The organism is Polyangiaceae bacterium, from assembly GCA_015075635.1.
In the GTDB taxonomy this organism is placed as follows: domain Bacteria; phylum Myxococcota_A; class Polyangia; order Polyangiales; family Polyangiaceae; genus JADJKB01.
This window is the reverse complement of the sequence record JABTUA010000003.1, coordinates 1,170,309-1,190,834: the sequence shown is the minus strand read 5'-3', so window position 1 is coordinate 1,190,834 and position 20,526 is coordinate 1,170,309. Positions and strand designations below refer to the sequence as shown.

Sequence of the window (20,526 nt, the reverse complement as noted above, 5' to 3'; positions counted from 1 at the left end):
CTACTGCTTTCCGGTGGCGTGCGCGCGGCGCGCCCGGAAGGTCAGGAACGACGAGTACGCATCCATGTTTCCGGAGCTCTGCGCGCTCGGCACTTTGTTCACCGCACCCTGGTTCGAGAGCGCGGTCAGCGAGCCGCCGGCCTTCGGCACGTCGGGTTGGGTGGGGTTGATGACGGTAACGGCGCAGTTCACGATGAAGTTGACCTTGCAGCCCCCCACGAGCGCGTCGAGCAGAGAGTTGCAGTTGGCGCCGACCGGCTGATTGGCGCCACAATAGGTGTACACCTTGGAACCGGTGCAGCTCTGGCACGCGCCCGCGCCGGTCGTGAGCGCCTCCGGGATCGGGATCTTGGACAGCGAGTCCACGGTGATCGCGCCGCACAGCCCCTGGTTGGTGCCGTTGGCGTTGACCTCGGGGAACACGACCAGGCCGGACGCTAGAGTCGAGGGGGGCGGCGCCGGCACGTTGTCCGTGCCGGCGGTGGCTGCCCGGATCTTGGCGTCGCGCATCTGAAGCACCGCTGGGCTGCCGGAGAGCAACAAGGTCAGGTTCACCTGGCTCGGTCCGGCGGTGAGCACGGTGGCGGCCAGCGCGCCGTTGGTCAGCTTGCCGGTGGGCAGGTTGTTCGCGTCCACCTGGTTCGCGTCGAGCTTGAACCACCAATCGAGCGAAGCCGCACCGTTGCCGGGCCAGGCGCCCTTCGCCGGATCGAGGAAGCCCGTCACGATGCCGAGCTCCAGCGCCGGGTCGTTGTCCCCTTTGAGGTCGTCCAGCCCCAACGCCTGGACCAGCACGTTCGTCGTGCCATCGTCGATCCCCTCCTGGAGCGACGTGTTGATCTGGCTGGCGGCCGTGCTGGTGAGGGCCTGCCCCAGGCGATTCGCCTGGTAGTGACAGAAGGCCGGCACCGTCCCGCGCACGATGTCCGCGTCGTACAAGCGGGTGAACATCTCGTACTTGCAGTTCGAGTCGCAGCCATCGAGGTTCGACTTGTTACCGTCGTCGCAGTGCTCGCCGGTGTCGATGGTGCCGTCGCCGCACACCGCCGCCTTCACGCAGACACCGGCCGTGCAGGTGGCACCGCCGGTGCAGGCGGTGCCGCATGTGCCGCAGTGAGTGTTGCTGGTCTGCGTGTTCACGCAGGCCCCGCTGCACAGCGTCTGCCCGCCGCCGCACACGCAGGCGCCACTGGTACACGTCGAACCCGAAGGACAGACGGTGCCGCAGGTGCCGCAGTTCGAGTTGCTGGTCTGCGTGTTCACGCAGGTGTTGCTGCAGCTGGTCTGACCCGACGGGCAGTTGCAGGCGCCGGCGCTGCAAGTCTTGCCGCCGGTGCAGGCGTTGCCGCAGGCCCCGCAGTGGGTGTTGCTGGTCTGCGTGTTGACGCAGGTCCCGCTGCACAACGTGCCTCCGCTCGGGCAAGTGCAGCTGCCAGTCGTGCAGGTCTGGCCTGCGGCACAGGCGGTGCCGCAGGTGCCGCAGTTGGCCGTGTCGGTTTGGAGGTTCACGCAGGAGTTGCCGCACTTCGTCGTGCCTCCCGTGCAATTGGCGGTGCACTGACCGGCGGAGCAGACCTGACCGGTGGCGCAGGCGGTGCCACAGGTGCCGCAGTTCGCGGCGTCGGTCTGGGTGTTGGTGCACTGGTTGTTGCAGGTGGTCTGTCCCGAGGGGCAGTTGCAGGCGCCGGCGGCGCAGGCCTTGCCGCCGGTGCACGCCGTGCCACAGGTCCCGCAGTTCGCGTTGTCCGTCTGCGTGTTCACGCAAGCGTTGTTGCAGAGCGTCTGCCCGCTCGCGCAGGTGCACTGCCCGGCGTTGCAGGTGCTGCCGCCGGCGCAGGCCGTGCCGCAGCTGCCGCAGTTCGCGTTGTCCGTCTGCGTGTTCACGCAGGCCCCGCTGCAGGCCGTCTGGCCGGTCGCGCAGTTGTCCGCGCACTGACCGGCCGAGCAAACCTGCGCCGAGGTGCAGGCGTTGCCGCACGAGCCGCAGTTGGCGGGGCTCGACTGGGTGTCCACGCACTGCCCGTTGCAGAGCTCCTGCCCCGTGGGACAGACACACTGGCCTGCCTGGCAGGCGCTGCCGCCGGAGCAGGCGTTGCCACAGCTGCCGCAGTTGGTGTTGTTGGTCTGGGGGTCGATGCAGGCGCCGTCGCACTCGAGCTCGCCGGTGTTGCAGCCGCCTCCATCGGTGGCCCCGCTGCCGCCGGTCGCGCTCGTGCCGCCGCTGCCGCCGGCGCCACCGCTGCCGCCGCTGGCCCCACCGGAGCCCGCGTCGCCACCGGCGTCCTGCTTCCCGCCGCTGCCTGTTGCGCCGCCGTCGTCATCGCCGCCGCAGGCGTTCATCGCTGCCGAACCCAACAGCACAGTGCCGAGCAAACTGAGCCACGTTGCGAGCCGCTTCATCGCCGACCTCCGGTTACCCCAAGGAGGCAGGTTACCAGAACGTCGGTGTTCGTCCCCTGTGTTCCATGTGTGCGCGCGCGACGCACATTGGCCACGCGCACTGCGTCAGACGCTACTTCCCTACAGGTGACGGCATCGTCGGACCGACGACTAGGCAGTACATCGGGATGCAGTTGAGCTTCCCGTCGGTCTCGAAGCAGTACTCGGGGGTGCAAGTGCTGGTGTCCACCGACCCCTTCGGCGGCAAGCCGCTCGCGCCTCCCACGGGTGCGGCGTCGGGCTGGGCGGCCTGACCGGCGCTGCCGCCCACCCCGGCTGGGTCATTCCCGGAGTCGCCGCCTCCGCACGCGTGAACCATCGCCAGGACGAAGATCGATGGTCCCAGGGTGAAGAGGCATCGAATTCGATGCTTCCTCATGCCGACCCATCAAGCAAGCGACGTGCCGCAACGCGCACCACCCAAGTCAGCGAGGCACTGGAGGGCAGAGGGAGAGTTCTGCGTGAGCGTGCCCGCGCGGCGCGTGAATTGCGCTGGCGTCCGGTCAGGGCAGGAATGCCACGATCAGCTGCGCCGCCACGATCTTCGCGACCGTCGCCATCGGGTAGACGGTGGCGTAGCCGACGTTGGGCAGCTCGTTCTTCGCCTGCTCGGACGAGAACGCGAGCACCGCCGGCTGCGTGTGCAGTCCGGAGACGATGCCGATCATGAGGCCCATCGGGACCTTCAAGAGCTTGTGCCCGACGAGGAGCGCCGAGCCGGCAACCAGCACGGTCAGCGCCACGCCGACCGCGAATAGCACGAGCCCGCTGCCGCTCGAGAGCGTGTGCACGAACGCTCCGCCGGAGCGAGTGCCCACGCCGGCCAAGAACAGGATCAGACCGAACTGACGGAGCGTGAGGTTCGCGTTGTAGGGCATGTGCCAGACCACGGGACCGCTGCGCCCGAGCGCGCCGAGCACCAGCCCCGCGATCAGCGGACCTCCTGCCAACCCGAGCTTGAAGCTGAGCCCACCCGGCAGCGGCAGGGGGACCATCCCGAGCAGGAGCCCGAGCGCCACGCCCAGCCCGAACACGCCGACGTCGATCTCGGACAGCGCCTTCATCGAGTCGCCGAAGAACGCGCTCACGTCCTTGATGCGCTCGGCGGGGGCCACCACGCGTACGCGATCGCCGGGTTCGAGCTCCATGTCGGCCCGTGCGAGGAAGTCCACGTCCCCGCGGCGCACGCGGGTCAAGACCGCGCCGAAGCGTTGGGGCAGCGACAGCTCCCGGATCTTCTTGCCCACGGCCTCGTGACTGGAGACGAACACGCGGCGAAAGTCGATCACGCTGCGATCCCTGAGCAGAGGCTCGGCGCTCGGCTCCCCCAGGATCTCGGTGACCTCCCGCGTGCTCTTCTTGCTGCCGATCACGCTGAGCAGATCACCCTCCGACAGGCGCGTGGTGCGCTTGGCCAGGAGCACGTCGTCGCCGTGCCGGTGCCGGCTGAACACCACCGGCCAGCCGAACTCCGCCTGAAGATCGCCCAGCGTGCGCCCGACGAAGTCCGTCTGGGTGACACGCAGAGTGACGTCCACGATCTCCTCGGGGACCAGCCCGGTGCCCTGGGCAGCCCGGGCTTCGGCGGCGTAGTCCGTGCGGAACGCACGCTGCAGCGCGTAGATGACGATCAACACCCCGAGCACCCCCATGGGGTAGGCCACGGAGTAAGCGATGACCGGCTCGATGAGCGCGGCCTCACCCCGCGCGTGGTCGCGCGAATAGTCGAGCACCGCCGCCAGCGCGGGCGTGTTGGTCAGGCCACCGGCGAAGAGCCCCGCGGCGTAGGTGCCCTTGATGCCCAGCAGGCGCGCGGCCAGCACCATGGCCACGCCAGCAAGCGCCACGCATCCGACGACCAGCAGGTTGTCACGCAGACCACGCGCGCGCAGCGCGGCGAAGAAGCCTGGTCCGCTCGACAGCCCCACGGTGTAGACGAACAGGATCAGGCCGAGCTGAAACACGAGCTCCGGAAGCTTGAGCGTCTCGTCGAGCGCGCCGACGCCGAGACCCACGAACAGCACCGCGGCGACACCGAGACCGAAACCACCGACCTGCACCTTGCCGAGCAGGTAGCCGAGGCCCGCCACCACCATCAGCAAGAGGAACGGGCTGGAGCCGAGCAGAGCGACCACGCGGGGATGCTAGTCTCGACGTGGGCTGTCTTGGCAGGCAGGAGTGGCGAGTGCCCAGGAGAGTCACCGGCAACTTTCCGAGGGCTCACACGTCCAACTGACGAACCCGCGCAGATTTCGCGCCTGAAGTGGATACTCGAGAAGAGCCAATGTCGCGCCTCGTTCTCAGCTGCTGCATCGCCCTGTGTCTCGGCGCTTGCTCCAAGCCTGCCCCTTCGGAGGCCGGCCCGAGCGGGCCCTCCGCCGCGCCGTCCCCGGCGACCCTCACCAGCATCGCGGCTCCGCGGACCGGAGAGTGCCCCATCGCGATCCAGCCCGGCGTCGCCCTCGGGCCGATCCGCATCGGTGAGAGCCGCGCCGAGCTCGAGCAGCACGGGCTGCCGGTGAAGTCCACGTCGAAGCACGACACGACGGAGTTCGTCGAGGTCGGGCCGTTCCACGTCGAGCTCTGCGGCGGCAAGGTCGTGGACGTCTGGCTCGACGACCTGCGCAATGCGCCGGACTGCGTCACGCTCGCTGGCAAGAAGATCGAGCGCGACGTAGCGCGCGAGGCGTTCATCGCCTTGTTTGCCGACTGCAAGGACGCGCCTCCGCGCACCGGCGGCTCGTTCAAGGAGTGCGAACAGAGCGGCGTGCGCATCGGCTGGGGCATGGGTGACTTCATTCAGGTGCGGGTCGCCAAGAAGGGCACGCGGCTGGACGACACCTGCGAGATGTTGCTGGACGACGGCAAACCCGTGGCGGTCGGTGCGGCGGCGAAGTCCAAGATGCTCCAGAAGGTCCTGGACCTCGACCTGCTCGCTCCGTTCTGGCACCGCGAGCAGCCCGGACGTGACCCGCTGAAGTTGATCGACAACGACGTGGTGAGCGACAAGCCGGAGCTCAGCATCTTCGGCTCGAAGGTGGTCTACGTCCCCAAAGAAGAGGCCGAGAAGAAGAAGCTGCCCTACTTCGAGATCACGAAGCTCGCCGCGAGCGCCACCAAGGCACGCATCGAGTTCCGCTTCCCGGTCGAGGGCGTGGTCGGACACGTCGAGTTCGAGAAGCGCTTCGACGACTGGCACCTGAGCGACAAACACGTCGTCGAGCGCTGAATGAAGGGACTGGCGTTCGTCCTGCTCGCGCTCGTCGTAGCCTGCGGCGGCGAGACACCCGCGCCCAAGCCTGCGCGAGCCCCGGAGCGCGACGCTGGACCTCCGGGCCGGGCCCCCGTGCAGGCGACCTGCTCCACGCTCGTGGTCCTGGCGGCCCTGCCCGAGACGCCCCCCGCCAGCCGCTGCGCGACCCCGAGCCCGGCTCCGGCGGTCCCACCGAAGGACGCCATCGGCCGAGAGCTCGCGGAGCTCGCGGCAGCGCCCGCAGACGCGTTCGCCGCCCGACGGGCGAAGCTCCTCGCTCGCGGAGCAGGCGCCCTGAAACGGCTGCGCGAGCTGGCGGTCGAGGCACCGACCGCGCGCGAACGCGGGCTGTCCGCGGCCCTGATGACACGCTTGGAGAAGCCAGGCGACGCAAAGCAGCTGGACGGCTGGGCGCCGCCGAAGCAAGCGCTGATGCTTCGCAATCCATTCCCCGCGGTCAGGAAGTCTCTCGAAGCGGCCTACGCGCCTTACCCGGAGCTGGCCTACGAGGCGCTGGCTCGGGCCCGCGACGATCAGGACCAGGCTCCGCCGCACGCCACCCTGGTGTCGCTCGCGCAGTCCCCACTCTTCGGGATCGTCGCCCGCGGCCCCGAGGCCTTCGGGCGCCTGGCCGATCTGGCACCGCGCTTCCCGGTCGCGTTCGCGCTCCTCGTCGAGCTCGACCCGGAGCGCGGCAGCTGCGCCGCGCTCTCATGGCTCGACGGCAGGCTGCCGGACGCGAGCGACGAGCACGGGCGCGACGTGCTCGCCACGCTCAGGAGCGACGACCCCCTCGCTCGTTACCTCTTGAAGAAGGCGCTCCGAGACGGTCCACCCGAGCTCGAGCTGGTCGCGGGAAGCACCCTCGCGCGCCAGAAGGACACGAGCATCGTGCCCGACTTGCTGGCGAACCTCGCCGACCAGAAGCTCGCCGGCGACGCCAGGGCCCAGCTCGTGACGCTGCTCGGGGCAGACGAGGCGGAGAAGAAGATCGCCGAGCTCAGCCGCGAGTGCCGCGCGGAGTACCGGCTGGGCGCGGCGCGCGCGCTGCGCTTCGGCCCCGCATCGAGCGCGTCGGAGCTCCTGGCCCGGCTCGCCGGCGACGCCGAGGCGAAGGTGCGCGCCGAGGCCCTCGACTCGCTCGCGTGGCTCTCGCTCACGCGTCCGGGCTCCGCGCTCACCTTCAGCGACGCGGTGGAGCTCGCCGTGCTCGCCGCCGCCGGAGACTCCGACCCGAACGTGCGCCGCTTGGCGTTGAACGCGCTCTGGCGCTTGGTTGTGGAAAAGCGTCGTCCGCTCGACGACGCGATGCGCTCGACCTGGGCGCGGGCGCTATCGGACCCGGATCGGCGGGCGCAGACCATCGCGCTGGTCGAGCTCGACGACTTCTTCCCGAGCGACTGGGAGCTCGTCCTGGTCCTGCTCGGGGATCTCGGGCGCGTCCCGGACGAATGGCCGCACCGTGAGGCCGTCGGTCGCGCGCGACAGAAGCTGGGCAAGCCGACGCGGGAGCGCGTGTCGGAGCTCGGCCGCGGCTCGGTGCCGGAGCTTCGCGCCATCGCCGAGGCGTGGCTCGCGAAGAAGTAGCGGGCTCGCGGCGTCACGCCAACGTGATAGGCTTGCTCCTTCGGAGGCTCGGGAATGCGATCGCTGCTGCTCACGCTTGGTCTGTCTTTGGCGCTCGGGGGCTTCGTCGCGAGCGCGTGCGCCGCGTCGGACAGCGGCGGCGGCTCCGGCGGCGGCGGCAGCGGAGGGATCTCGCTCGGCGGCTCCGGTGGCGCGCCGGACGGCTCCAGCGGCAGCGGCGGGCTGGTCACCGGCGGCGGCGGCGGCTCCGGCGGGCTCGACCCCGACGCGGCCTGCGCCAAATACAGCCAGGAGGCGAAGCAGGCCTCCGCTGCGCTCCTGTTCGTGGTCGACGGCAGCGCCAGCATGTCCCAGAGCCAGAAGTGGGGCACCGCGCAGCTCGCGACCGTCACCGCCATCGACAAGGACGCCTTCGACAACACCTCCCTCGGACTGGTGCGCTTCCCGGGCAGCTTCAGCACGGCGCCCTACTGCCTGTGCCAGGACTTCTGCTCCATCGTGCTCCCCAACGGCGTCGCCTGCGGCGTCTCGTTCCTGCCGCAGGTGCAGATCAGCGACTCGGGCACGCAGAAGAGCAACCAAGGCGGGGTGCGCAAGAGCATCTACGACTACCTGGTGGCCAACGGGCCGCTGAGCAACGACCCCTCGGACTCCTCGCCCATCTACGACGCGCTGGTCGCGGGTTACGCCGCGCTCGGCGCGCAGACCATCGACCGTCGCGTGCTCATCCTGCTGACGGACGGCGGCTTCTCGTGCACGTCGGTGTCGAACCCGCCGCGCCCGGGCTACTCCGACGGCGCCTGCAACGACTGGGAGTACCCGGACACCGTCAATGCGCTGATCAAGAAGCACCACGACGACCCCGCGAAACCGGTCAACACCTTCATCATCGGCGTCCCAGGCTCGGACAGCACGGGCGCGAAGCAGGGCGCCTACGCGACCGCACCGTACAACATGCTGCTCGCGCTCAGCACCTACGCGGTGAGCGGCTCGCCGGAGACGGTGCCCACGGACTGCGACAAGACGCTGACGTTCAGCCAGACCGGCGCGGCTCCGGCCAAGCCGTGCCACATCGATCTCTCGAAGGGCACCTTCAACGCCGACGTGCTCGCTACCTCCATCGAGCAGATCCGCGGCAAGGCCCTGGGCTGCCTGTTCGACATCCCGACCCCGCCGCCCGGCGAGGTGGTGGACAAGAACAAGACCAACGTGAACCTGACCCTCGACGGCAAGACCGAGACCATCCCCAAGCGCTCGGATCCGAACGACACCTGCGCCACCTCGCCGTGCTGGGACTTCAAGGGCGAGACTCAGGTCGAGCTGATCGGCAAAGCCTGCGAGGATCTCTCCAAGGCCAAGGACGCCAAGGTCGAGATCTTCTCGGGCTGCACCCAGCTCGTGAAGTGAGGCTCGGATGAGCGACGACGACGCGAAACGGCTGATTCTCTCGCGACGCGCGCGCTTCGTGGCGGCTGCGCTCGCGAGCGCGGGCCTGGTCGTCTCCAGCGCCAACTGCGGCGGCGAGACCGACAAGGACAAGGGCGACGCCGCCGCGGGCGGCAGCGGCGGCACGGGCGGCACGCCGCAGCCGTGCCTGGAGCCGCCGCTGGGTGGCACGGGCGGCGGTCCGGAACCTTGCCTCGGCATGCCCGCCGGCGGCTCCGCGGGCTACTCCGGCGCGGAGCCCTGCCTCAGCGCGCCGGCCGGCGGCTACGGCGGGCAGCCAGAGCCGGACGCGGCGGTGGACGCGAGCGAGTCGGACTAGGAGCCTGTCGGGCAGAAGAAGGCCATCGTTCGCAAACGGCGGCGCGGGCCGCCGCTCAACAGGGGCCAGGGGACAGGCAACTGGCAACAGGCGACGGTCCGGACGCGTGGAACGCCCGCACAGCGGCGCATCTCATCCCGCGGCTCACGCGGGTTTGCACGGCGCGATGGCCTTGGCGCCACGGGCACACGCAGTGCGTGCCGAAGCGCCCAAGAGGGCCGCCAGCTCGTTGGCTTCGCCGAGCAACGCCTCAGGTGCTGGCCAGCCGCACCGCTCGATCAGGCGAGCCACGCTCCGCCGTCGAGCGGGCGTCTCGAGCCACGCAGTCGCCCGTAGCCTGGCACCGCGAGCCCCATTCCCGGTTGCCTGTTGCCTGTCCCCTGGCTCCTGTTTCAGGGACTGCCGAATTGCCCGACAGGCTCCTAGCGCAGCCCCTCACCGCCCACGTATTCGTCTTCCCAGTCCTCGCCGTCGAAGGGCCAGTACTCCTCGTCGTTTCCGAGCCAGCGCTCGGCCCTGAGCGAGTCCACCACGGTCTGGGGCAAGAGCCCTTGGGAGAGGGCCTCGATCTCCACTTCCAGCGAGCGCTTCTCGCCGAGCACCGTCTCGATGCGGCCGAGGCGCGCCCGGCGGAGCAGGCGCGACAGGCGCCGGTCGAGGCGCACGAGCGCGTCCTTGGCCAGCGTGATTTGCTGAGCTTCCACCTTCTCACGCGTCTTCGACGCCTCCTGGTGGAGCGCGGCGGCCCGCTCGCGGTCCTTCTGGATGACGCCCATGAGATCCACGTCGGTGGTGGCCTTCATGGCCGCAGCGGTCGCCGGCGTGATGGCCGTGCGGCCCGCGCGCGCGCGGATCTCCAGCGCCTCGAGCTGCTTCTTCAGATCCTCGAGCTGCGACTTGTTCGCGCCGCTCGAGCGCTCGGCCTCGCGCATCAGGCGGCGGACCTCGGCGATCTGCGCCTCGATGCGCTCGATCTTGTCGGGGATGGTGTCGCCGATGGGGCCGGCGGCTTGCGGGCGGATGGCCTTCGGCGTGGCCAGCTTGCGCGCCGCCTCGTCCAGGTCGCCCATCGCGCCACGCAGCCCGGACAGCTGCACGTCCAGCTGTCCCAGGCGGCGGGAGGCCGTACCGTAGCCGCTGTCGATGCGCATCAGCGCGCCCAGCGTCCGCGCCACGCCGGCGTCGATGCCGAGGTTCGCAGCGGCAGGATCCGAGCCCTCGCGCACGGTCTCGACCAAACGCTTGACCGCCGTGTCGTCCTTCGAGATGCGGCGCGCGGCGTCGCGCACCGGATCGTAGCGCTTCAGGAACTCGCGCAGCTTGGCGTCGGCGCGGAAGAACTTGCAGGTGGCCAGATCGATGTAGGCGTCGAGCAGCCAGGCCTCGTCCTCGTAGGGGTGGTTGATCTTCATCACGCGGAGCTCGTTCATCAGCTCCCGCGCACCCTCGTAGTCCTTGGCCTCGTAGCGTGTGGTCGAGGCCTCGTAGAGCGCCTCCGGCAGGCGGTCCGAGTCCTTCGGCACCAGGTAGTAGTAGTAGCGGGCGTCGTCGAAGCGGTACTGCTCGTGAGCCACCCGTCCCAGGCCCAGCCGCGCAAGATCGCGCACGCGGAAGAAGTCGCTGCCGCCGAAGAGCGGCGCTTTCTTGGGCGTGCGCTTCGGGTCCGCGACCTTGCAAAACAGGTTCTCGCCCTTCTTGAGCTGCCCGCGCTCGACCTCGATCAAACCCGAGAGGTAGGTCGCCTGCGCCCAGAAGCGCGACTTCGGCGACACCGCGGCGTACGCGGCCAGGGCGCCCGTGCGGTCCTTCTTGCGCTCGAGCGCCCGCCCTTTCAGGTAGGCGATGTCCCCGCGCAGCTCCTCGGGCGCGTTCGCCGGGACCTTCTCCAGATCCTTCAAGAAAACGTCGAGCTGATCGCTCACCAGACCGAGCTCGACCAGCGTGCGCGCCGCGCGGCGGTAGTTGGTGTCCTTCGGGTCGCCGCCGAGCAGCCGCGTCAGGTAGCCACGGGCCGGTTCGTAGGCCCCTGCCCGACCGAGCGCGTCGCCGAGCAGGAAGAGCATGGCGCGCCCCTCGGGACCGCTCGCGAACGGCTCGAAGCGAGGCTGCTCGACGAAGTACACGAGATCGCCGATGGCCTCGTCGCGACGACCGTTCGCGATCTTCTCCTCGATGGGGCCGAGCTCGTCGCGCAAGCGCTGAGCGCTGAGCGGCGCGGTGGCGCTGAGCTTCCGCTTCTCGAGGGCCTTCTGGTAGGCTTTCATCCCCTCCGAGCGCGTGTCGGGCTTTCCGGCGCTGGGCTGAGCCTCCGCCGGCGCCTCTGCCGGCGTCTCCGTCGAACCCTCGCCTTCCGACTTCTTCTCCCCCGCGGTCTCGGCAGCCTTCTCGTCCTTCTTCGGCTCGTCCTTCTTGGCGTCGGCGGGCTTCTTCTCTTCGAGCTTGGCCGAGTCGTCACCGTACGGGTCGGCCCCAGCCGGCTTGCCTGGCTTGCCCTTTGGCTGCGCCCACGCGCCCGCGGCGAGCCCAGTCGAAGCAGCAAAGAGAGCGGCGATGACCAGCGGTCGCCGCATCAGTCCACCACCCGGGCCCGGAGCGTCACGTTGAGCTCGTATTCGCCGTCCTGGTCGTCCGGGAAGTCCACGGCCATGTCCGAATCGTCCTCGAGCTCGACCAGCGCCTCGACGGTTTTGCTCTCCGGCACGACGATGCTCATCTTCGTGTTCTGCCAGGTCTTGTACTCGCGTCCGCGCGCGTCCACGCGCTCGATCTCGACGCCCAGGATGTGGTGCCCTGGAGCCACGGCGTGCTCGTACACGGCCTTCTCGTCGTCCGCGCTGAAGCGATCTCCGGCGACGAAGACCACGCCGTCGTCGAGCGTGATGACGAACTTGCTGATGCGGGCGTTGTCGCCCTCGGTCTGCACCAGCACCTTGAGCTTGCTCTTGAACAGCGTGGTGGTGAGCGCCGCGACCCGGCTGCGCAAGGCCGCGATGTCTCCGAGCAGGCGGTCGTACTCCGCAGGTGCCGGAGCGGCGCCGCCGTCCGGGAACTCGTTGGCCCGGGGGTTGAGCGGCGACGGCTTGCTCTTCTCGTCGGGTCGGTCGGGCTGTTTCGGCGGCGGGTCCCCGAGATCGCTCGCTGCTGCCCCGGGCGGCGTGGCCGGCGCGGCGTCGGCCTCCTCTTTGTCTTTGGACTTGTCGTCCTTCTCGGCGGCCTTCTTGTCGGCCTCCTTCGGCGCGGCACCCTTCTTGGGCTGCGCGAAGGCGACCAGGGCAAAGAGCACGGTGAGCAAGACGACCGAAGCGAGCAGGGCTTTCCGGCGCATGGCTGGGGACCGAGGGTACCACGCGGCCCGGGGCGCGCGGGTGGCGGGAAATTCCCCAAATAGTCCCTGGTTTCTGGGGTCGGGGCGGGCCGGGCGCCGTGGTCCGCCGAGCCGAGCAGGGATCCGGATCGGAATGCCCGACGGTTGTGCCAGCTCGTGACAGCGCGGCGGCGAGGTCCCGCACGTTGTTCGAGGTTTCCCCTCTGGTATGCTGATTGCTCTTCGCTCGGGAGCGATGATGGAGGTTTGGGCTGTGCGTATTCAGTGCATCACGCTCCTCGGCGCCCTCGCGCTCTCAGGCTGCGGCAACGACGATCCGGGGGAGAAGCCGCCGGCGGACGTGACCCTCCCCGACCCCGGGCCCAACGGCTGGCAGTGGACGACCGGGACCTTCGACGTGGCTCAGGGGGAGGAGATCCAGGACTGCTACTTCTTCGAGGTCCCAGGGGACGAGCCCGTCTACGTGAACCGCATCACGCTCGCGCAGAACGACGGCACCCACCACATGAACGTCTTCCGCGTGAAGACCATCAAGGGGCTCGACGGCAAGGACGGCGACGTCGTCAAGGGCGGTGAGTGCTGGAAGAGCGTCAACTGGTCGGACTGGCCGCTGGTCACGAACAGCCAGTCCGGCGGCGCCGTGGAAGACTGGAACCTGCCGGACGGAGTGGCCTTGCGCTTCGAGCCCGGCGAAAAGCTCATGCTCCAGACCCACTACGTGAACGGGAGCACGCAGAAGACCCCGACTCACGGCAAGGTCGTCGTCAACTTCTACGGGCAAGAGCAGTCGTCCGTGGAGCACGAGATGGGCACTCTCTTCGCGACCAACCAGAACATCCGCGTCTGCCCCGGCGACAAGGGCAAGACCTTCGAGGCGACCTGCAAGATCGGACAGGACGGGCCGGTCACGGTCGCCGCCGCCAACGGCCACTTCCACAGCCGCGGCGACAAGTTCACCATGAGCGCCTGGGAGCCGACGAACGGCACGGGCGCTCAGTTCTACGAGAGCCTGGTCTGGGACGAGCCACCCTTCGCCAAGGACCTGAACGTGCCCATCGTGCAAAACGGTGGCATCACATGGTCGTGCGACTTCTCGGCGCTGGCCAACGAATGCGGCGATCCGAACGACGACTGTTGCTTCACCTTCGGCGGCTTCGTCGAGTACCAGGAGCACTGCAACGCGTTCGTGTACTACTGGCCCAAAGGCGCGAGCGACAAGAACTGCTTCTGATGCCGCGCCTGTTCGCGCTCGCGTTGGTCCTCGCGGGCAGCACGGGCTGCGATTCCTCGGACCGCCCCGGTGGGACGGGCGGCAGTGGCGGTGGCGAGGCCGGGACGCTGAGCGTGCAGGCCTACCTCTACACGGCCGAAGGCGCCGGCTACACGCTGCTCGAGCCGGGCGCCGAGCTCGAGCTCTGGGCGGCGCCCCAAGGTGGGCACTGGGCCCGCATCGGAGCGCGCGTCGGCGGGCTCGGGACGGACACCGCCGAGCTCGTCGGCCGGCTGTTCGATCCGACGACAGACGCTCTGATCGTGGAGGCCGACCGCACCGCGCCGATGGTCACGACGAAGGACGACCCGAGCCTGAAGCAGCCCGACCCGCTCGACATGTACAATGTGGTCCACCTGCCGCTGTGCCCCGGGGAAGGCGGGCGCGGGCTGGACGGCGAGAGCTACCGCCTGGAGGTCCAGGTGACCGAGCTCTACGGGAATTTCTCGACGGGCAGCGTGTCGCTGCCGGTGGTGCCGAGCTGCCAGCAGCCGGCGGGGCCCGCACAGGACTACTGCGCCTGCGAATGCGGCTCGGACTACCTGCCGGGAAAGTGCGGGGGCCCCACCAACGGCTGAGCCATGTGCCATCTTGCGCCGGCTCAAATCGGCTCAACTGACTGAAATCACTAGGCAGCGCTGTGGCACTCCTGTTGCATCGTTGGCATCCCCATGCGTCCGCGTCAGCTCTTCATCGCCGCCTCCGCCCTCGCTCTGATGATCGCCGCCGAGGCCCAGCAGGCGCAGGCCTGCGGCGGCACCTTCTGCGACTCCGGTCCCCAGGCCATGCCCGTCGATCAGTCGGGCGAGAACGTGCTGTTCGTGATGGACGGCAAATACGTCGAGGCTCACGTGCAGATCCAATACCAAGGCGCGGCCGAGCGCTTCGCCTGGATCGTCCCGATGCCGAAGGTGCCCGACGTGCAGGTCGGCTCGGCGCTGCTGTTCGACGCGCTCCTGCAAGGCACGGTGCCGACCTACGGCTTCACGCAGCAGACCGACGTCTGCGAGGACCCGAGCGCGAACGACTTCGGAACGTCGGCAGGAGCCGGCGGCGCCATGGGCATGGGCGGCTCCGGCGGCGCGAAGGACGCGGGCGGTCCGCAGGTCGTGTACGAGAAGACGGTGGGCGCCTTCGAGGTCGTGGTGCTCCAGGGCGGCACCGCGGAAGAGGTGAGCAAGTGGCTCGCCGACAACGCCTACCAGAACATCCCGACCGCGCCGGAGCTCCTGAAGAGCTACGTCAATCAAGCGTACGTGTTCGTCGCCATCAAGCTCACCGCTGGCGCCAACAGCAACGAGATCCACCCGCTGGTGTTCCGCTACGAAGGCAACGAACCTTGTGTGCCGCTGAAGCTCACGGCCGTCGCGGCCACCGAGGACATGGGCGTGCGCACGTTCTTCCTGGGCGACGACCGGGTCGTGCCCACGAACTACAAACACGTCACGCTCAACCCCGCCCGCATCGACTGGTCCAGCATGGGGCAGAACTACACTCAGGCCGTGTCGCGCGCGGTGGACAGCCCGGTGGCCAACGGCAGGGCGTTCGTCACCGAATACGCCGGCCCGAGCAGCGTCGTGAGCAGCTTCTCGTTCTACAATTCGGCGTGGAATTCCCAGGTCTTCGCCGGTATCGACCCCACCCTGGTGGTTGCCAAGCTGGAGCAGATGGGGCTCATCAGCTGCTACAGCTACCGCTACGACCCCCAGGAAGACTGCCAGTACTCGCACCCGCTGCTGAAGCCACTGCTCAGCGAGTACCTACCCGTCCCGCCCGGCCTCACGCCGGTGGAGTTCTACGGCTCGCTCACGACCTACCAGGACCAGATCGACCAGACGAAGTGGAACGCGAACGAGTTCGCCGCCGACTTCCAGCTGCGCATCCAGGCCCCGGCGGAGCACGCGCGCGACATCGTCACGAAGTGGCCGTACCTGACCCGCATGTTCACCACCATCTCGCCCTCCGAGATGACCGAGGATCCGATGTTCCACCCGCAGCCGGGACTCGAACCGGTGCAGCCTGGCGCCATCGCCGTGCGGCACACCAACTGCTGCGGCGCCACGACCATGGAGCTCACCGACGGCCGCAACATCGCCTTCGACAAGTCCACGCAGACCTGGCCCGTCTGGGACAGCACGATGCCTTGGGCAGATCAGATCGAGGAGTTCCCGCTCGGCGGCGACAAGATCACGCTGGTGGACAACGGCCCGGTGATCGCCGAGCGGCTCGGCGCCTGGAACGCCAAGAACAAGGTCACCTGCGAGACCCCCGCGACCCAGGGCGCGGCGAGCCGCACCGGCGACGTGTTCGAGTCGGCTGGGACGCCCGGCTGCGGCGTCGCGGGTAAGCACCCGTTCTCCGCCGCGGCGGCCTTCCTGGCGGCGGCGGGTCTGGGATTGATTCGCCGGCGGCGGCAGCGCTGAGCAACGCGGGGGAAGAGAGCATGAAACGTCATCTGGTCGTGTGTTTGGCCGCTGCTGCGGCGCTGGGGCCTCGCGCCGCGGACGCCTGCGGCGGGACCTTTTGCGACACCGGGCCGCAGGCGATGCCGGTGGACCAGTCGGGGGAGAACATCCTGTTCGTCCTCGACGGGCAGACGGTCGAAGCCCACGTGCAGATCCAGTACCAGGGCTCCGCCGAGCGCTTCGCCTGGGTGGTGCCGATGCCGGACGTGCCCGATGTGACCGTCGGCTCGCAGCCCCTGTTCACGCAGATGCTCGGGGCCACGGTGCCCACCTACGCCATGCAGACGCAGAACGACTCCTGCGGCGGCGGCAGTGGGGGCGCGTTGAGCTTCGACGGCGGAGTGTCCGGCTCCGGGGGGGCGGCGGGCGGCGGCGGCGGTCCACAGGTCGTGTTCGAGAAGACCGTCGGCGCCTTCGAGGTGGTGGTGCTGAAGGGCGGGACCGCCACCGAGGTGGTGGACTGGCTGCAAAACAACAACTACCAGAACATCCCCAGCGCGCCGCAGATCCTCGGTGACTACGTGGTCAAGAACTACGTGTTCGTCGCCATCAAGCTGACTGCTGGAGCGGGGCTCGACGAGATCCACCCGCTGGTCTTCAAGTACACGGGCAACGAGCCCTGCGTGCCGCTCAAGCTGACCCGCGTCGCTGCGACGGAGGACATGGCCGTGCGCGCGTTCTTCCTGGGTGACGACCGCGTCGTTCCCGAGAACTACAAGCACCTGAAGCTCAACCCGGTGCGGCTCAATTGGCTCTCGCTGGGCCAGAACTACAAGGAGTTGGTCAGCCGCGCTGCCGACAGCGCCGTCGCCAACGGCAAGGCCTTCGTCACCGAATACGCTGGCTCGAGCAGCGTCGTGAGCTCCGCGGGAGTGTGGAGCTCCGCCTGGAACGCCGCGCCCTTCCAGGGCATCACGCCGGAGAAGGTCGCGGACGAGCTCTCGAAACAGGGCTTGCTGACCTGCACGGTCGGCTTCCAGTGCAGCTACGGCCACCCGCTGATCGCCGGCATTCTGGCCGACTACCTGCCGGTGCCTCCGGGCATGCAGGACTACGACTTCTACGGGTGCCTGAGCTGCAACGCTGCGGCCATCGACCAGGCCAAGTGGAACGCCGCCGAGTTCGCCGCTGCGCTTCAGACGCGGATCATCGATCCGGCGGTGCACGCCAAGAGCTTGCTCGACAAGTGGCCCTACCTGACCCGGCTCTACACCACCATTTCGCCGGCGGAGATGACGGAGGACCCGATCTTCCGCGCGGCGCCGGGCGAGCCGGCGGTGCCGGCCTACGCGCTGGCGGTTCAGCGCGTCACCTGCGGAGGAAAGCGCGGCATGATCCTCCCCGACGACCGCCAGGTCGCGCTCGACGGCACAGCTTGGCCGGTTTGGGACAGCACCATGCCCTGGGCCGAGGACATCGAGGAGTACCCGCCGAGCGGCGGGAAGCTCACGCTGGTCGACAACACGGCGAAGATCGACGCGCTTCTCGCGGACTGGAACCAGAAGCACGGCTGGCCTCCACCTGGCGGGAGCGGAGGCTCGGATTTCGGCGGCAACGGCACGGGTGGCACTGGGGCAGGCGCAGGCGGCGCAGGCGGCGCGAGCGCGAGCGGGCTCCAGCCCGGCGGCGGCGGCGGCTGCGGCGTCGCGACAGGGTCTCCGCTCGCGGGCCTGTCGCTCCTGGGCTTGGGCCTCTTGGCGCTGGGGCGACGCCGCCGGCTCGGCTGACGCTCAGCGCCAGGTGGCCACGTAGCGCGCGCCCGTCGCGGTCGGCGCGAAGTCCACCCGCACGTCATTCCTGCCGGCGAGCCGGAGAACGGTGGCGATGCCGATCCTGGTGGCGCGCTGCGGCCAGGCGGGCACGTTGGGCCAGTCGAGCAGGGTGATCTCCCCACGGCCGGGCCTCGGGATCTCTGCGACCAGCCTGCCGCGGTTGTAGGAGCGGGCGAACACGCTCGGTGTGCGACTCACCAGTGCCTTGTCCGTGGTCAGACGCAGCAGCATGCGCCAGACCGTGCGAAAGGTCCGCTCGATGCTTACCGTCGCTACCCGCTCGTGCAGCGAAGCGACGTCGGTCCCGAGCTCCGCGGCGATAGCCGAGAACGCCTCTTCCATCACGTCGATGGGCATCCACTCCACCGCCGTGGCCGTCTGGTAGCGCGTGCGGAGCTCTCCCGAGAGGCGGTCGAGCGCGCGCTCGACGACCTCCGCACCGACCAGCTCGGCCGCCACGTCCCGGAGCCCGCAGGCGAGCGGGCCGGAGATGCTGGGAGGGGTGTCCGACACCAGGGCGAGTCTAGTCTCACCGCCGTGCGCGGCGACAGCTCGGCGAAAGCTCAAAGATTCGGCGCGGCTTCGAACTGGCGACCGAGCAGCAGGCAGAGCTCTTCCAGGTGCTCGCGGTCCACTTCGCCGAACGCCGCGAGGCGGTTCGAGTCCACGTCGAGCACGCCGAGCAGACGCCCGTTCGGCGCCACGATGGGCACGACGATCTCGGAGCGCGTGAGCGCGGAGCACGCGATGTGGTCGGGGAACTGGCCGACGTCCGGCACGAGCTGAGTGGCCCGGGTGCGCGCCGCCGCGCCGCACACGCCCCGCTCGATGGCGATGCGCAGGCAGCCGTGGCCGCCCTGGTAGGGGCCGATCACCAGCAGATCGGGCCGGACCAGCCGGTAGACGCCGGTCCAGTCGAAGTACTCGAAGCCGGCGTGGAGCTCGGCGACCACGGTCGCGAGGCCGGCGATCCAGTCGTCCTCGCCCTCGAGCAGCGAGCGGATGGTCGTGAGCACGTCGCGGTAGCGAGCGGCACGCTCCGCGGGCGACGCGCCGAGCGCGAGGGGCGGCGGCCCGTCGTTCATCCCTTGAGCTGAGCGGCGACCGCCGCCGCGGCACGAGCAGCTGCCTCCGGGTCACCGAGGTAGCGGCTCTTGATCGGTCTCAGATCCTCGTCGAGCTCGTAGACGAGCGGGATGCCGGTCGGGATGTTCAGCTCGACGATGTCCGCCTCGCTCACCGCGTCCAGGTGCTTGACCAGCGCACGCAGACTGTTGCCGTGAGCCACGATGATCACCCGCTCGCCGCAGCGGAGCGCCGGCGCGATGTCCGACTCCCAATACGGCAGGAAGCGCTCGACCGTGTCCTTCAAGCACTCCGTCTTCGGGAGCTCGCTCGGAGCGAGCGACCGGTAGCGCGGATCGTTCCCCGGCCAGCCGACGTCGCTCTCATCCATCGCGGGTGGAGGGATGTCGTAGCTGCGCCGCCAGATCTTGACCTGCTGCTCGCCGTGCTTCTGCACGGTCTCGACCTTGTTCAGCCCTTGCAGCGCGCCGTACATGCGCTCGTTGAGCCGCCAGCTGTTCTGGACGGGGATCCACATCTGGTCCAGCTCTTCGAGGGCGATCCACAGCGTCTTGATGGCCCGCTTCAGGTACGAGGTGTAGGCGCGGTCGAAGCTGAAGCCCTCCGCTCTGAGCAGCTTCCCGGCGTTCTCGGCCTCGGCCACCCCTTCCACGCTGAGGGGAACGTCCACCCAGCCGGTGAAGCGGTTTTCCTTGTTCCACTGGCTCTGACCGTGCCGCAACAAGACGAGGGTTCTCATGAGGTCACCGTTGGGCCCGCCGGAGGCGAGCCAGCGTCAGCTCGAGAACGGGAAGAACACGCTCAGCCCGCCCATGAGCGACACGTCGTTTACGATCTTCTCGACGGCGAAGGGAGCGCGATGATTTCGCACGTGATCGCGGGCGTCGAGGCGGAAGGCCAGCCACTGGGCCAAGTAGAACTTGAGGCCGAAGCCGCCCGAGCCGGTGAGGCCGAGGCCGCCGGACTCGCTGGTGTCCGTCGCGCCGCCGCCGAGCGACAGGTAGAAGTCGAAGCGGTGGATGGCTCCGCCAAACCAGCGCACCTTGCCGTAGGCCATCGACCAGATCAGGTGGCCCAGGAACAGCTGGACGTCCTCCTCCGGCGACTCCTGGAACTGCACCAGGCCCTGCTGCCGATCGATGATGGCCTGCAGGAGGCCGTACTTCTGACGGGTGCGAAAGTACGAGGCTTCGAGGCCCAGGTCCTCGGTGAAGTGGAAGGTGTAGGCGCCGCCGTAGACCGGCGCGCCGTCGGCGAGGTCCGCCGCATACCAACCACCCATCGGGGACAGCTCGTGCCGGAGCGCCTTCTTGAACAGGCGCGGGACGACCCCGCGGTAGGCCCGCTTTCCGATGAGCTGCTCCTTCAGCGCCTCGTCGACGCACTGCGCCTCGGCCCGCGCCGGGGACAAGAACGCGACTAGCCAGGCCAGCGAAGCAATGACGAGCAGAAGTCGGGGGGCCAAGCCGAGACATCGATATCATAGGATGGCTCCGGGGAGGCTCGTTTATGCTCAGGGGCGCCCCGTTTTCGGGGGTGGCGGCCCCGCCCCGGGGCCGAGGAC

At 69.1% G+C, this 20,526-nt stretch carries 17 protein-coding genes; 8 read left to right on the top strand and 9 right to left on the bottom strand.

Going from position 1 to position 20,526, the window contains the following annotated elements; translation table 11 throughout:
* The 3 genes from HS104_35910 to HS104_35900 all read right to left on the bottom strand — a co-directional run bounded on the left by HS104_35910 (position 1) and on the right by HS104_35900 (position 4,574).
* The gene (locus HS104_35910; GenBank protein ID MBE7485341.1) at positions 1-2,400 is read right to left on the bottom strand and encodes a hypothetical protein; all 2,400 of its coding nucleotides are present in this window, start codon (positions 2,398-2,400) and stop codon (positions 1-3) included.
* Between the two features lie 112 nt (positions 2,401-2,512).
* Complete coding sequence (locus HS104_35905) at positions 2,513-2,818, bottom strand: hypothetical protein (protein MBE7485340.1); 306 nt, start codon at positions 2,816-2,818, stop codon at positions 2,513-2,515.
* A gap of 124 nt (positions 2,819-2,942) precedes the next feature.
* Positions 2,943-4,574 (bottom strand): transporter, encoded by a 1,632-nt coding sequence (locus HS104_35900; protein ID MBE7485339.1) that lies wholly within the window; start codon positions 4,572-4,574, stop codon positions 2,943-2,945.
* A gap of 149 nt (positions 4,575-4,723) precedes the next feature.
* Here HS104_35900 and HS104_35895 point away from each other — a divergent pair, with 149 nt between their 5' ends.
* From HS104_35895 to HS104_35880, 4 genes are read left to right on the top strand one after another with little or no spacing between them, the layout of a single operon-like run.
* A complete protein-coding gene (locus HS104_35895; GenBank protein ID MBE7485338.1) occupies positions 4,724-5,668 on the top strand; it encodes a hypothetical protein in 945 nt (314 codons plus the stop codon).
* Positions 5,669-7,279, top strand: a complete 1,611-nt coding sequence (locus HS104_35890) for a hypothetical protein (GenBank protein ID MBE7485337.1) — start codon at positions 5,669-5,671, stop codon at positions 7,277-7,279.
* Between the two features lie 54 nt (positions 7,280-7,333).
* Positions 7,334-8,686, top strand: coding sequence for a hypothetical protein (locus HS104_35885; protein ID MBE7485336.1), 1,353 nt, complete (start codon positions 7,334-7,336; stop codon positions 8,684-8,686).
* Between the two features lie 7 nt (positions 8,687-8,693).
* Complete coding sequence (locus tag HS104_35880; protein MBE7485335.1) at positions 8,694-9,044, top strand: hypothetical protein; 351 nt, start codon at positions 8,694-8,696, stop codon at positions 9,042-9,044.
* Between the two features lie 422 nt (positions 9,045-9,466).
* Here the strand turns inward: HS104_35880 and HS104_35875 are convergent, their stop codons facing one another.
* Together HS104_35875 and HS104_35870 are read right to left on the bottom strand one after the other, a co-directional pair.
* Positions 9,467-11,614 (bottom strand): hypothetical protein, encoded by a 2,148-nt coding sequence (locus tag HS104_35875; GenBank protein ID MBE7485334.1) that lies wholly within the window; start codon positions 11,612-11,614, stop codon positions 9,467-9,469.
* Complete coding sequence (locus HS104_35870; protein ID MBE7485333.1) at positions 11,614-12,369, bottom strand: hypothetical protein; 756 nt, start codon at positions 12,367-12,369, stop codon at positions 11,614-11,616. The genes HS104_35875 and HS104_35870 overlap by 1 nt, the downstream gene beginning before the upstream one ends.
* A 340-nt stretch (positions 12,370-12,709) precedes the next feature.
* On the opposite strand from HS104_35870, the gene HS104_35865 reads away from it, so the two are divergent.
* The 4 genes from HS104_35865 to HS104_35850 all read left to right on the top strand — a co-directional run bounded on the left by HS104_35865 (position 12,710) and on the right by HS104_35850 (position 17,831).
* Entirely contained in the window at positions 12,710-13,600 is an 891-nt protein-coding gene (locus HS104_35865; protein ID MBE7485332.1) for a hypothetical protein, read from the top strand.
* Positions 13,600-14,217: a hypothetical protein gene (locus tag HS104_35860; protein ID MBE7485331.1), complete on the top strand. Its 618-nt coding sequence runs from the start codon at positions 13,600-13,602 to the stop codon at positions 14,215-14,217. Before HS104_35865 ends, HS104_35860 begins: the two co-directional genes overlap by 1 nt.
* A gap of 93 nt (positions 14,218-14,310) precedes the next feature.
* Positions 14,311-16,062, top strand: coding sequence for a DUF2330 domain-containing protein (locus HS104_35855; protein ID MBE7485330.1), 1,752 nt, complete (start codon positions 14,311-14,313; stop codon positions 16,060-16,062).
* A 20-nt stretch (positions 16,063-16,082) separates the two neighbouring features.
* Positions 16,083-17,831 carry a DUF2330 domain-containing protein gene (locus HS104_35850; GenBank protein ID MBE7485329.1) on the top strand — a complete coding sequence of 583 codons (1,749 nt, stop codon included), beginning with the start codon at positions 16,083-16,085 and terminating at the stop codon, positions 17,829-17,831.
* A 3-nt stretch (positions 17,832-17,834) separates the two neighbouring features.
* On the opposite strand, the gene HS104_35845 is transcribed toward HS104_35850, so the two are convergent.
* Genes HS104_35845 through HS104_35830 form a run of 4 tightly spaced genes read right to left on the bottom strand, consistent with a single transcriptional unit; the run spans position 17,835 to position 20,427 of the window.
* The gene (locus HS104_35845) at positions 17,835-18,389 is read right to left on the bottom strand and encodes a hypothetical protein (GenBank protein ID MBE7485328.1); all 555 of its coding nucleotides are present in this window, start codon (positions 18,387-18,389) and stop codon (positions 17,835-17,837) included.
* 50 nt (positions 18,390-18,439) lie between these two features.
* A complete protein-coding gene (locus HS104_35840) occupies positions 18,440-18,961 on the bottom strand; it encodes a GAF domain-containing protein (GenBank protein ID MBE7485327.1) in 522 nt (173 codons plus the stop codon).
* Positions 18,958-19,701 carry a 2,3-diphosphoglycerate-dependent phosphoglycerate mutase gene (gene gpmA, locus HS104_35835; GenBank protein ID MBE7485326.1) on the bottom strand — a complete coding sequence of 248 codons (744 nt, stop codon included), beginning with the start codon at positions 19,699-19,701 and terminating at the stop codon, positions 18,958-18,960. The genes HS104_35840 and gpmA overlap by 4 nt, the downstream gene beginning before the upstream one ends.
* A 36-nt stretch (positions 19,702-19,737) precedes the next feature.
* On the bottom strand, positions 19,738-20,427 hold the full coding sequence (locus tag HS104_35830; protein ID MBE7485325.1) for an outer membrane beta-barrel domain-containing protein: 690 nt from the start codon (positions 20,425-20,427) through the stop codon (positions 19,738-19,740).
* Positions 20,428-20,526 lie beyond the last annotated feature (99 nt).